Here is a 12313-nt window from a genome sequence, read left to right as displayed (position 1 = left end):
ACCTGAATGCGCGTGGCAAAAGGATTGTTGGGGTTGCTGATGGCAATGCCGCTGCTGGCTTCGGCCGAAGAGATCGGTCAGGTGTCGACGGTGTTCAAGTTCGTCGGGCCGAATGACCGGATCGTGGTCGAGGCCTTTGATGATCCCAAGGTCGATGGCGTGACCTGCTATCTGTCGCGCGCCAAGACCGGTGGGGTGAAGGGCGGTCTTGGTTTGGCCGAGGATCGTGCCGAAGCGTCTATCGCTTGCCGGCAGGTCGGGCCGATCAGCTTCAAGGGTGAGCTCAAGGATGGCGACGAGGTGTTCAAGGAGCGCACGTCCCTGGTGTTCAAGACCATGCAGGTGGTGCGGTTTCTCGACAAGAAGCGCAATACGCTGGTGTATCTGGTGTATAGCGATCGCTTGATCGAGGGCAGTCCGCAGAATGCGGTGACGGCGATTCCGATTTTGCCGTGGGCGCACGCTCAGTAATTTCACGCAAATCAAACTGTGGGAGCGAGCTTGCTCGCGAAGGCGGTGTGTCATTCAGCATAATTGGCGACTGACACGGCCTCTTCGCGAGCAAGCCCGCTCCCACATTTTTTTGCGTCGAAATCACTGAATCGCAGGCAATAAAAAACCGACCCTGAGGTCGGTTTTTTAATGAACGAGTCGCTTAGGCAGCAGCGGCAACGTTCAGGGCCTTGACGTGGCCATTCAGGCGGCTCTTATGACGAGCGGCCTTGTTCTTGTGGATGATGCCTTTATCGGCCATACGGTCGATAACTGGCACAGCCAGAACGTAAGCAGCTTGAGCTTTGGCAGCGTCTTTTGCGTCGATGGCCTTAACTACATTCTTGATGTAGGTACGAACCATGGAACGCAGGCTGGCGTTGTGGCTGCGACGCTTCTCAGCCTGTTTTGCACGTTTTTTGGCGGAAGGTGAGTTGGCCACCGTCGAGCTCCTCGAAAGACTTTTTAGGAAATAGCAAACAAAATAGGCCGCGAATCATGCCGATGAGTTGAGGTCTTGTCAAGGGCGGTTGAGACGTTCCGCTAAGTGGTAGGTGAAGCAAGCTTGGAGATTTCTTTCCAGCGTGCGACCTGTAAACTCGCGAGCTTTGGCTCTGTGCTGTTGCGGCGCGGAGTATCGCATAAGTAGGCGCGTAGTTCGCCTGCTGTTTATCGACAGGCACAAACTCTTTCCATGAATTTGCTCAAATCGTTGGCCGCCGTCAGCTCTATCACGATGCTTTCCCGGATTCTGGGATTTGTTCGAGACACCCTCATTGCGCGGGCATTTGGCGCGGGAATGGCGACCGACGCCTTCTTTATCGCCTTCAAACTGCCAAACCTGCTGCGCCGGATCTTTGCCGAGGGGGCGTTTTCCCAGGCATTCGTGCCGATACTTGCGGAATACAAAAGCCAGCAGGGTGAAGAGGCGACCCGCACATTCATTGCCTATGTCTCGGGCCTGCTGACGCTGGTACTGGCGCTGGTCACGGTGTTGGGCATGATCGCCGCGCCGTGGGTCATCTGGGTCACTGCGCCGGGTTTCACTGATACCCCGGAAAAATTCGAGCTCACTTCCAACCTGTTGCGGGTGACCTTTCCCTACATATTGCTGATTTCCCTTTCGTCGCTGGCGGGCGCGATCCTCAACACCTGGAACCGTTTTTCGGTCCCGGCATTCGTGCCGACGCTGCTCAACGTCAGCATGATTATTTTTGCGTTGTTCCTGACACCCTACTTCGATCCGCCCGTAATGGCGCTCGGCTGGGCGGTTCTGGTGGGCGGCCTGGCGCAGTTGCTCTATCAGCTGCCGCACCTGAAAAAGATCGGCATGCTGGTGCTGCCGCGCCTGAATCTGCATGATACCGGTGTCTGGCGCGTAATGAAGCAGATGCTGCCAGCCATCCTCGGTGTCTCGGTGAGCCAGATTTCGCTGATCATCAACACCATCTTCGCTTCGTTCCTGGTTGCCGGGTCCGTGTCCTGGATGTACTACGCCGACCGATTGATGGAGCTGCCTTCCGGCGTGCTGGGCGTGGCGCTGGGGACGATTCTGTTGCCGACCCTGGCCAAGACCTACGCCAACAAGGATCGTCACGAGTATTCGCGCATCCTCGACTGGGGCCTGCGCCTGTGCTTCGTATTGGTGCTGCCTTGCTCGCTGGCGTTGGGGATTCTGGCGGAGCCGCTGACGGTTTCTTTGTTCCAGTACGGCCAGTTCAATGCGTTTGATGCATCGATGACCCAGCGTGCCCTGATCGCTTATTCGGTCGGGTTGCTCGGGATTATTATGATCAAAGTGCTGGCCCCTGGCTTTTATGCGCAACAAAACATCCGTACACCGGTAAAAATCGCGATTTTTACCCTGGTGGTCACCCAGCTGTTCAACCTGGTGCTGATCGGCCCCCTGGCTCACGCGGGCCTGGCCTTGGCGATCAGTGCCGGTGCTTGCCTCAATGCCGGATTGCTGTTCTATCAACTGCGCAAGCAGCAGATGTACCAGCCGCAGCCGGGCTGGGCGAAGTTCACTTTCAAGCTGCTGGTCGCTGTTGCGGTAATGTCCGCGGTATTGTTGGGTGCGATGCACTTCATGCCGGCCTGGGATCAGGGGCAAATGCTCGAACGCTTCTTGCGCCTGGGGGCGTTGGTGGCGGCGGGCGTGGTGGCTTATTTCGGCATGTTAGTGTTGATGGGCTTCCGTTTGCGCGACTTCAATCGCAAGACGCTGGGCTGAGGTTCTGGCCTCGATAAACACGGGCGATCCGGCAGTTTTGTCGGCTCGATCACTTTGGGTTACGGTGTTGCCTGTCGTCGGCCGCCGGGTGTGGTTATAATCGACCACTTTATGAGCAAGAAGCGCGTTATGCAGCTGGTTCGAGGCCTCCACAATCTGCGCCCCCAGCATCGGGGCTGTGTCGCCACTATTGGCAACTTTGACGGTGTTCACCGTGGTCACCAGGCTATCCTGGCGCGGCTGCGTGAGCGTGCGCTCGAGTTGGGCGTGCCCAGCTGCGTGGTGATTTTTGAGCCGCAGCCGCGAGAATTTTTCGCCCCGGACACGGCCCCGGCCCGTCTGGCCCGGCTGCGGGACAAACTGCAGCTGCTGGCCGACGAAGGTGTCGACCGCGTCCTGTGCCTGGCCTTCAACCAGCGGCTGAGCAAGCTCAGCGCCAGCGAATTCGTTGATACCATCCTGGTGGACGGCCTTGGCGTACAGCACCTTGAAGTCGGTGACGACTTCCGGTTCGGCTGCGACCGCGTAGGGGATTTCGATTTCCTGCAACAAGCCGGCATCGTTCAGGGCTTTACCGTCGAGGCAGCGCAAACCGTTGAGCTGGACGGTATTCGCGTCAGCAGCACTCAGGTCCGCAATGCCCTGGCCGCAGCTGATTTTGCCTTGGCCGAGCGACTGCTAGGTCGGCCGTTCCAGATTACCGGGCGGGTGCTGCACGGCCAGAAGCTGGCTCGCCAGTTGGGTACGCCCACGGCCAACATACAACTCAAGCGCCGTCGTGTTCCGCTTTCCGGGGTTTACCTGGTCAACGTCGACATCGACGGCAAGACCTGGCCAGGCGTCGCCAATATCGGTGTGCGGCCCACGGTCCAAGGTGATGGCAAAGCCCACCTCGAAATACATCTTTTAGATTTTGCCGGCGATCTGTATGACCGGCGTTTAACGGTGGTTTTCCACCACAAGCTGCGCGAAGAGCAGCGTTTCGCCTCTCTGGAGGCGTTGAAAACGGCGATCAACGCGGATGTCGCCGCCGCCCGTGCACTAGCCGCACCTAGCGCCCATCGCTAATGAAGAGCCTTAAATGACCGACTATAAAGCCACGCTAAACCTTCCGGACACCGCCTTCCCAATGAAGGCCGGCCTGCCACAGCGCGAACCGCAGATCCTGCAGCGCTGGGACAGTATTGGCCTGTACGGAAAGTTGCGCGAGATTGGCAAGGATCGTCCGAAGTTCGTATTGCACGACGGCCCTCCGTACGCCAACGGCTCGATTCACATCGGTCATGCGCTGAACAAGATTCTCAAGGACATGATTATCCGCTCGAAGACCCTGTCGGGCTTCGACGCGCCTTATGTTCCGGGCTGGGACTGCCACGGCCTGCCGATCGAGCACAAGGTCGAAGTGACCCACGGCAAGAACCTGGGCGCGGACAAGACCCGCGAACTGTGCCGCGCCTACGCCACCGAGCAGATCGAGGGGCAGAAGTCCGAGTTCATTCGCCTCGGCGTGCTGGGCGACTTCGCCAACCCGTACAAGACCATGGATTTCAAGAACGAGGCCGGTGAAATCCGTGCCTTGGCCGAAATCGTCAAGGGCGGTTTCGTGTTCAAGGGCCTGAAGCCTGTGAACTGGTGCTTCGACTGTGGTTCGGCCCTGGCCGAGGCGGAAGTCGAGTACGAGAACAAGAAGTCCTCGACCATCGACGTAGCGTTCCCGATTGCCGATGAAGCCAAACTGGCTGCCGCCTTCGGTCTGCCAACCCTGGGCAAACCTGCCTCGATCGTGATCTGGACCACCACCCCGTGGACCATCCCGGCCAACCAGGCGCTGAACGTTCACCCGGAATTCAACTACGCCCTGGTCGACGTCGGCGACAAGCTGCTGGTACTGGCTGAAGAACTGGTCGAGTCGTGCCTGGCGCGCTACTCGCTGGAAGGTTCGGTCATTGCGACCACCACCGGTAAAGCGCTGGAGCTGATCAACTTCCGTCACCCGTTCTACGACCGTCTGTCGCCGGTTTACCTGGCCGACTACGTTGAGCTGGGCGCCGGTACCGGTGTGGTTCACTCCGCTCCGGCCTATGGCGTGGACGACTTCGTGACCTGCAAGAAGTACGGCATGGTCAACGACGACATCCTCAATCCGGTCCAAAGCAACGGCGTGTACGCGACCTCGCTGGAATTCTTCGGCGGCCAGTTCATCTGGAAGGCCAACCCGGCCATCGTCGACAAGCTGACCGAAGTCGGTGCGCTGCTGCACACCACCGTCATCGAACACAGCTACATGCACTGCTGGCGCCACAAGACCCCGCTGATCTATCGCGCCACCGCGCAGTGGTTCATCGGCATGGACAAGCAGCCGACCACCGGCGACACCCTGCGCCAGCGCTCGCTCAAGGCCATCGAAGAGACCCAGTTCGTACCGGCCTGGGGCCAGGCGCGCCTGCACTCGATGATCGCCAACCGTCCGGACTGGTGCATTTCTCGTCAGCGCAATTGGGGCGTGCCGATCCCGTTCTTCCTGAACAAGGAAAGCGGCGAGTTGCACCCACGTACCGTTGAGCTGATGGAAGAAGTCGCCAAGCGCGTTGAAGTCGAAGGCATCGAGGCCTGGTTCAAGCTGGACGCCGCCGAGCTGCTGGGCGATGAAGCGCCGCAGTACGACAAGATCAGCGACACCCTGGACGTCTGGTTCGACTCGGGCACCACGCACTGGCACGTCCTGCGCGGTTCGCACCCGATGGGCCACGAAACCGGCCCGCGCGCCGACCTGTACCTGGAAGGCTCGGACCAGCACCGTGGCTGGTTCCACTCGTCCCTGCTGACCGGTTGCGCCATCGATAACCACGCGCCGTATCGCGAACTGCTGACTCACGGCTTCACCGTCGACGAGTCCGGCCGCAAGATGTCCAAGTCCCTGGGCAACGTGATCGCGCCACAGAAAGTCAACGACACCCTGGGCGCCGACATCATGCGTCTGTGGGTTGCTTCGACCGACTACTCGGGTGAAATGGCGGTTTCCGAGCAGATCCTGCAACGCAGTGCGGACGCCTACCGGCGTATCCGTAACACCGCGCGCTTCCTGCTTTCGAACCTGACCGGCTTCAACCCGGCCACCGACCTGCTGCCGGCCGAAGAAATGCTGGCTCTGGATCGTTGGGCCGTGGACCGTACCCTGTTGTTGCAACGCGAGCTGCAAGAGCACTACGGCGAATACCGCTTCTGGAACGTGTACTCGAAGATCCACAACTTCTGCGTGCAGGAGCTGGGCGGTTTCTATCTCGACATCATCAAGGACCGTCAGTACACCACTGGCGCCGACAGCAAGGCCCGCCGCTCGTGCCAGACCGCGCTGTTCCACATCTCCGAGGCGTTGGTGCGCTGGATCGCGCCGATCCTGGCGTTCACCGCCGACGAACTGTGGCAATACCTGCCGGGCGAGCGTAACGAGTCCGTCATGCTCAACACCTGGTATGAAGGCCTGAGCGAACTGCCGGAAGGCATCGAGCTGGATCGCGCTTACTGGGACCGGATCATGGCGGTCAAGGTCGCGGTCAACAAGGAAATGGAAATCCAGCGTGCAGCCAAGGCTGTCGGTGGCAACCTGCAGGCCGAAGTGACGCTGTTCGCCGAAGACGCACTGACCGCCGACCTGGCCAAACTGAGCAACGAACTGCGTTTCGTACTGATCACGTCGACCGCCAGTGTTGCGCCATTGGTGCAGGCACCGGCCGATGCAGTGGTCACCGAAGTCAGCGGCCTGAAGCTGAAGATCGTCAAGTCGAGCCACGCCAAGTGCGCCCGTTGCTGGCACTGCCGTGAAGACGTCGGCGTGAACCCGGAGCATCCGGAAATCTGCGGCCGCTGCGTCGACAACATCAGCGGCGCCGGCGAGGTCCGTCACTATGCCTAATGCCGTTGGCCGTTTCGGACGGCTGAGCTGGCTCTGGTTGAGTTTGCTGGTCCTGGTCATCGACCAGGCCAGCAAGTTCTACTTCGAAGGCAAGCTCCAGATGTACCAGCAGATCGTAATCATTCCCGATTACTTCAGCTGGACCCTGGCCTACAACACTGGCGCGGCGTTCAGCTTCCTGGCTGACAGCTCCGGCTGGCAGCGCTGGCTGTTCGCGTTGATCGCTATCGTGGTCAGTGCGGTGCTGGTGGTGTGGCTCAAGCGTCTGGGGCGCAACGAGACCTGGCTGGCGATTGCGCTGGCACTGGTGCTCGGTGGCGCGCTGGGCAATCTGTATGACCGCATTGCCCTGGGCCATGTGATCGATTTCATTCTGGTGCATTGGCAGAACCGCTGGTATTTCCCGGCGTTCAACTTTGCCGACAGTGCCATCACTGTTGGTGCTGTCATGCTGGCACTGGATATGTTCAAAAGTAAAAAGACCGGAGAAGCCGTTCATGACTGAACAGGTATTGGCTGAGCAACGCATCGGCCAGAACACGGAAGTCACCTTGCATTTTGCATTGCGCCTGGAGAACGGCGACACGGTGGACAGCACCTTCGACAAGGCCCCGGCGACCTTCAAGGTCGGTGACGGCAACCTGTTGCCAGGTTTCGAAGCGGCGCTGTTCGGTTTCAAGGCCGGTGACAAGCGTACGCTGAACATCGAGCCGGAAAACGCTTTCGGCCAGCCGAACCCGCAAAACCTGCAAATCATCCCGCGCTCCCAGTTCCAGGACATGGAACTGTCGCCTGGCTTGCTGGTGATCTTCAACGATGCGGCCAATACTGAATTGCCGGGCGTGGTCAAAGAGTTCGATGACGCGCAAGTGACCATCGACTTCAACCACCCGCTGGCGGGCAAGACGTTGACCTTTGACGTGGAAATCATTTCCGTCAAGGCGCTCTGAGGCATTACGGGGCAGCTTCTGTTGCCACCGGACCCTGTGGGAGCGAGCTTGCTCGCGATGAGGGCCTGACAGTCGATATTGATGTTGACTGACTCTGCGCTATCGCGAGCAAGCTCGCTCCCACAGGAAGTTTCACTGTTCTCGAACCTTGTGTTTGAGCAACAGGACCGCATTATTATTTCTTGCGCGCAAGACACGAGGCACAGCATGCAAATCAAACTCGCCAACCCCCGTGGCTTCTGCGCCGGTGTGGACCGGGCGATCGAAATCGTCAACCGCGCCCTGGAAGTCTTCGGGCCGCCGATCTATGTGCGCCACGAAGTGGTCCACAACAAATTTGTCGTCGAAGACCTGCGCTCCCGTGGTGCGATCTTCGTCGAAGAACTGGACCAGGTGCCGGACGACGTCATCGTGATCTTCAGTGCCCACGGCGTATCCCAGGCCGTGCGCAGCGAAGCGGCTGGCCGTGGGCTGAAAGTGTTCGACGCCACGTGCCCGCTGGTGACCAAAGTCCACATCGAAGTGGCGCGCTACAGCCGTGACGGCCGAGAGTGCATTCTCATCGGCCATGCCGGTCACCCGGAAGTCGAAGGCACCATGGGCCAATACGATGCTGGCAATGGTGGCGCGATCTACCTGGTCGAGGACGAGAAGGATGTCGCGGCACTGCAGGTGAACAACCCTGAAAAGCTCGCCTTCGTGACCCAGACCACCTTGTCGATGGACGATACCAGCCGCGTTATCGACGCCCTGCGTTCGCGTTTCCCGGCCATCGGTGGGCCGCGCAAGGACGACATTTGCTACGCCACGCAAAACCGTCAGGATGCGGTCAAGCAACTGGCCGACGAGTGCGACGTGGTGCTGGTGGTCGGCAGTCCGAACAGCTCCAACTCCAATCGCCTGCGCGAATTGGCAGAACGCATGTCCACTCCGGCCTACCTGATCGACGGTGCCGAGGACCTGCAGAAGAGCTGGTTCGACGGCGTCGAGCGTATCGGTATCACCGCCGGCGCATCCGCCCCGGAAGTCCTGGTGCGCGGCGTGATCCAGCAGTTGCAGGCCTGGGGTGCCACCGGTGCCGATGAACTGGCCGGTCGCGAGGAGAACATCACGTTCTCGATGCCTAAAGAACTGCGCGTTCGTTCGTTGCTCTGAATTTATTCCTTTCTTTGCATAACGCCTGCTCAGCCTTGTCGTTGCGCAGGCTGACGCGACCGGTCCGAGCCAACACTACTTGATGTTGGCTCACCGGTTCGCGAACTGCGCAAATGTGTAGCGTCCCTCCAAACAGTGGCTCGCCCTGACCTCTGAATCGTATTGAGCTTTCGACCGTACTGTTCCCCATAATCGACATGCGTGCGCCGCTCTGGCGTTCGGCCAGCAGTGGATTGTCGCTGTCCATCTCCCCCTTGCCGCTGATATCCAGAATGATCCGCCAGCCTTGGCTCCAGTCGCCATTGATGCCGTGAATCACCACGGCCTGGTTGCGGGTGATGGCTTCGCTCCGGGCAGTGCGAATACCGTTGGAAAGAGCCTGTGCCGCTTGCTGTCTTTGGTTCGACTCGACCAGCGTTGCGAACGCCGGACTGACCAAATGCAGAACAATTCCTGTAATTGCCAGTCCCATGAGCAGTTCGATCAGGCTGAAGCCTTGTTGCCGCATGACATCTCCCTCCGTGGCGTGCTGTGGCTCGTGCAATCCCTGCGCGAGAAATGGCAACGCAAATGCACCGCATCGCTCGAATGTTGTGCCGCGCAAGAGCAGGTATAGCCGAAGGAAACAGAAGGCCCCGATGGATCATCCTACAAAAGGTTTCACGCTGATCGAGTTGCTGGTCGCGATCGCGATCCTTCTGATTCTGCTGACTCTGGCTGTCCCGGCATTTACCCGCTCGACGCAAACAACCAGGGCTGATACTGAAATCGCTGACCTGCGACGAGCCCTGAATTTTGCCCGGCTCGAAGCCATCGATCGGGGCAATGCCACACGGGTGCGACCGACGGCCGGTGGGGATGTCTGGAGTGGGGAACTGACGATTTACGACGGTACTGGCGCTTTGGCCAATGTATTACGGGTTGTTCCGGCGATGAGCAGCGGAGCAACTCTGGCGCTAACCTCTGGCGTCACCGCCATCGATTTCAACAGTATGGGCGGACTGTCATCACCGTCCTCAGAGGTGGTGGTCAGCTATGGGCGGGGCGCACAAGGCAGAACGCTAACAGTGTGTTTGAACGGACGAATTCTATTGGGTGGAAGTTGCGGATGAGGGCAGGGAGGCAAGGCGCGCAGGAGGGTATGACGCTGGTCGAAGTCCTGGTGGCGTTAGTCATTCTGGGAGTGGGCCTGCTCGGGGCGGCGGCGTTTCAGCTCAATGCGCTGAAGTACACGGACAGCGCTCGCATGACCAGTCAGGCCAGTTTTATCGCCTACGATCTGATGGATCGCATTCGCGCCAACGCCGCTGCGGATTACACCATTGCGCCGCCGACTTCGGGCAATCCGGACGTTGCCCGGGATCAGGACCTGTTTGACTTCAACGCCAACATCGTCAGTTCACTCGGTGCCTCCGCGACGGGCAGTATCACCGTTAACCAGAAGGTGTACACCATCACGATCACCTGGGACGACTCACGGGCCGCGAATACTGCCGACTCACGACGCAGCTTCGTTCTGAGCAGTCGCGCGGCCATTGATCCGACGGTGATCCCGTGAGTCGCCGCAGCAGGGGTTTTAGCCTGGTCGAATTACTGATCGCCCTGGCATTGAGCCTGATCGTGGTGCTGGGCGTGGTGCAGGTTTTCATCGCGGCCAAGAACACCTATCTCAGCCAGAATGCCGCCGCGAACATGCAGGAGGACGCACGTTTCGTGTTGAGCAAAATGATTCAGGAAGTCCGCATGGTCGGGATGTTCGGTTGCCTGGAGACGATCACCGATTCAAGTAAGAAAGGTGATTTCCATGCCAGTCAGCTAGCACCGATCCGTTGGGACAACGGCGGCCGCAAGTTGACGCTGGTTACGGCGGATGTCGGCGGCAATGGCGGCAAGCCGGACTGGACCGTGCTTTCCGATTGTCGAACCAATTCGACGGCCTACAGTGAAGGTCGGACGCCAGTGGCAGGGCAACTGGCCTTTCCGATTCGGCGGCTGACTTATAGCTTAAGCAACAACCAACTGCTTATGAAGAGCGGGGCCGCAGCAGACCAGGTATTGGTGGATAACGTCAGCGCTTTCGACGTGAGCTTCGGCCTGGCCAGCACGGCCACTGATCTGGCTGCTTCGCGTTACAGCAGCAATCCGCCGGACCCCGCGCTGATTCGAAGCGTTCGCCTGAGCCTGACTCTCGTTGATCCGAACCACCGGGTGGCCGATCAAACCTTCAATGTGGTTGCCGCTCTGCGCAACCGCTTGCCATGAGGGGGTGCCAATGAATCGTGCTCCCAAGACGTATTTCGCCCAACGCGGCATGGCACTGTTGGTCAGTCTGGTGTTCTTGCTCTTGCTGACGTTGATTGGTCTTTCATCGATGCAGAGCGCCACCCTGCAGGAAAAAATGGCCGGTAGCGTCGCCCTGCGCAACCAGTCGTTTCAGAGTGCAGAAGCCGCATTGCGGGTGGGCGAGGGTACAGTGCAGCGGGACAGCTATGCGCTACCTGTTTGTAGCGGCATCGTTCAATGTGCGCCACCGTCCGAGTCTTCGACTATTACCGCTGCCGGTTTCAACGCCTCTTCCGGCGTGACCTGGATTGCATCGGGCAAGGGTTTTTATGGTGTGCAAAACATCGGTGTCAGCCGAAATGCGGTGAATGTGCCGATCAATACCCCGGCAACCTTGTACCGGGTAACGGCAGTCGGCATCGCGGGGCATTCGCGCAGTGTGGTGGAGAGCATCTATGCGAAGTACTGAGCGACCTGCCAGGTTATGGTCGCAACTGTTTGTTGTCGTCGTCGCGCTCGACCTGTCGATGTCGGCGCACGCTGCCACATCAGCGGATTCGCCTGCGCTGAACCGGCCAACCTGTCTGGCCAATGGCAACTGGTACGGTTTTTATCACAGCAATCAGGGGCTGAAGGCCGTCTGCCTGAAGCTGCCCGAGGCGATCAGCGTTAAGATGCTCGACAGCAACGCCGATGGAGTGGTCGACAACAGCGACACACTATCCGATGGCGTGATCTTTATCGGCGAGCATTCGACCCAGGACGCCAGCGACAACGGCGGGGCCGTGAACGATTCCACTGGCGACGGTACTGCGGGGATGGAAAAATCCGGCGGCAGCCGTCGCATCATGTGGCGACAAATACAGTGAGTGAGAGTTGATGCATGCGTAGTTCCAACCGCGGTTTTACCCTGATCGAAATCATGATCGTGATTGCGATCATCGGTATTGTCATGACCATTGCTGCCCCGAGTTTCACCGAATACCTGAACAAGGGCCGTCGCGCAGAAGCAGCCGGTCTGCTCTCGGAGCAGACGCAGCTACTGGAGCGCTTCTACTCGCAGAAAAATGCCTACACCGATGCGACGGGCCTCAGTGCCGGCAATGATTACTACAGCATCACACCGACCCTGACCGACCAGACCTTTCTGCTGACGGCGGTGCGCAAGGCAGGCTCGAGCATGGCCACTGACAAGTGTGGTGATCTGACCATCACCAACACCGGTGTGCTCGGTATGGTCAACGCGAAATCCGGCCTGACCAGCAAAGACTGCTGGGGGCGCTGAGT

At 59.3% G+C, this 12313-nt stretch carries 15 protein-coding genes; 13 read left to right on the top strand and 2 right to left on the bottom strand.

All coding sequences use genetic code 11. From position 1 onward, the window contains the following. The first annotated feature begins 6 nt into the window (after positions 1–6). Entirely contained in the window at positions 7–471 is a 465-nt protein-coding gene (locus AC3IP0_RS24465) for a CreA family protein (protein ID WP_046041772.1), read from the top strand. A 184-nt stretch (positions 472–655) separates the two neighbouring features. Here AC3IP0_RS24465 and rpsT read toward each other — a convergent pair whose 3' ends face one another. Further along, complete coding sequence (gene rpsT / locus AC3IP0_RS24460; RefSeq protein ID WP_007970922.1) at positions 656–934, bottom strand: 30S ribosomal protein S20; 279 nt, start codon at positions 932–934, stop codon at positions 656–658. Between the two features lie 252 nt (positions 935–1186). On the opposite strand from rpsT, the gene murJ reads away from it, so the two are divergent. The 6 genes from murJ to ispH all read left to right on the top strand — a co-directional run bounded on the left by murJ (position 1187) and on the right by ispH (position 8743). Then, positions 1187–2725 carry a murein biosynthesis integral membrane protein MurJ gene (gene murJ / locus AC3IP0_RS24455; protein ID WP_489326099.1) on the top strand — a complete coding sequence of 513 codons (1539 nt, stop codon included), beginning with the start codon at positions 1187–1189 and terminating at the stop codon, positions 2723–2725. A 129-nt stretch (positions 2726–2854) separates the two neighbouring features. Further along, on the top strand, positions 2855–3793 hold the full coding sequence (gene ribF / locus AC3IP0_RS24450) for a bifunctional riboflavin kinase/FAD synthetase (protein ID WP_477753715.1): 939 nt from the start codon (positions 2855–2857) through the stop codon (positions 3791–3793). A gap of 13 nt (positions 3794–3806) precedes the next feature. After that, positions 3807–6638, top strand: a complete 2832-nt coding sequence (ileS, locus tag AC3IP0_RS24445) for an isoleucine--tRNA ligase (RefSeq protein WP_489317288.1) — start codon at positions 3807–3809, stop codon at positions 6636–6638. After that, positions 6631–7143 carry a signal peptidase II gene (lspA, locus tag AC3IP0_RS24440; protein WP_489317287.1) on the top strand — a complete coding sequence of 171 codons (513 nt, stop codon included), beginning with the start codon at positions 6631–6633 and terminating at the stop codon, positions 7141–7143. The genes ileS and lspA overlap by 8 nt, the downstream gene beginning before the upstream one ends. A 7-nt stretch (positions 7144–7150) precedes the next feature. Then, positions 7151–7588, top strand: a complete 438-nt coding sequence (gene fkpB / locus AC3IP0_RS24435) for an FKBP-type peptidyl-prolyl cis-trans isomerase (RefSeq protein WP_489319822.1) — start codon at positions 7151–7153, stop codon at positions 7586–7588. A 207-nt stretch (positions 7589–7795) separates the two neighbouring features. Further along, positions 7796–8743, top strand: coding sequence for a 4-hydroxy-3-methylbut-2-enyl diphosphate reductase (gene ispH / locus AC3IP0_RS24430; protein WP_008052070.1), 948 nt, complete (start codon positions 7796–7798; stop codon positions 8741–8743). Here ispH and AC3IP0_RS24425 read toward each other — a convergent pair. Then, complete coding sequence (locus AC3IP0_RS24425) at positions 8712–9251, bottom strand: GspH/FimT family pseudopilin (protein ID WP_489317286.1); 540 nt, start codon at positions 9249–9251, stop codon at positions 8712–8714. The genes ispH and AC3IP0_RS24425 overlap by 32 nt on opposite strands. Positions 9252–9381: 130 nt before the next feature. Here AC3IP0_RS24425 and AC3IP0_RS24420 point away from each other — a divergent pair, with 130 nt between their 5' ends. The 6 genes from AC3IP0_RS24420 to AC3IP0_RS24395 are packed head-to-tail and all read left to right on the top strand — an operon-like array spanning position 9382 to position 12311. Then, the gene (locus AC3IP0_RS24420; RefSeq protein WP_489317285.1) at positions 9382–9855 is read left to right on the top strand and encodes a GspH/FimT family pseudopilin; all 474 of its coding nucleotides are present in this window, start codon (positions 9382–9384) and stop codon (positions 9853–9855) included. Continuing rightward, on the top strand, positions 9852–10301 hold the full coding sequence (pilV, locus tag AC3IP0_RS24415; protein WP_489326097.1) for a type IV pilus modification protein PilV: 450 nt from the start codon (positions 9852–9854) through the stop codon (positions 10299–10301). The genes AC3IP0_RS24420 and pilV overlap by 4 nt, the downstream gene beginning before the upstream one ends. Beyond that, entirely contained in the window at positions 10298–11005 is a 708-nt protein-coding gene (locus tag AC3IP0_RS24410) for a PilW family protein (RefSeq protein WP_489326096.1), read from the top strand. The genes pilV and AC3IP0_RS24410 overlap by 4 nt, the downstream gene beginning before the upstream one ends. Before the next feature lie 10 nt (positions 11006–11015). Continuing rightward, a complete protein-coding gene (locus tag AC3IP0_RS24405; protein ID WP_489317282.1) occupies positions 11016–11495 on the top strand; it encodes a pilus assembly PilX family protein in 480 nt (159 codons plus the stop codon). After that, complete coding sequence (locus AC3IP0_RS24400) at positions 11482–11895, top strand: hypothetical protein (protein WP_489317281.1); 414 nt, start codon at positions 11482–11484, stop codon at positions 11893–11895. The genes AC3IP0_RS24405 and AC3IP0_RS24400 overlap by 14 nt, the downstream gene beginning before the upstream one ends. 14 nt (positions 11896–11909) lie before the next feature. Further along, the gene (locus tag AC3IP0_RS24395; RefSeq protein WP_489317280.1) at positions 11910–12311 is read left to right on the top strand and encodes a type IV pilin protein; all 402 of its coding nucleotides are present in this window, start codon (positions 11910–11912) and stop codon (positions 12309–12311) included. Positions 12312–12313: the final 2 nt, after the last annotated feature.

Source organism: Pseudomonas sp. GL_103, from assembly GCF_057835175.1.
Note: the sequence above shows the minus strand (reverse complement) of the source record. Positions and strands in the feature narration are given on the sequence as shown.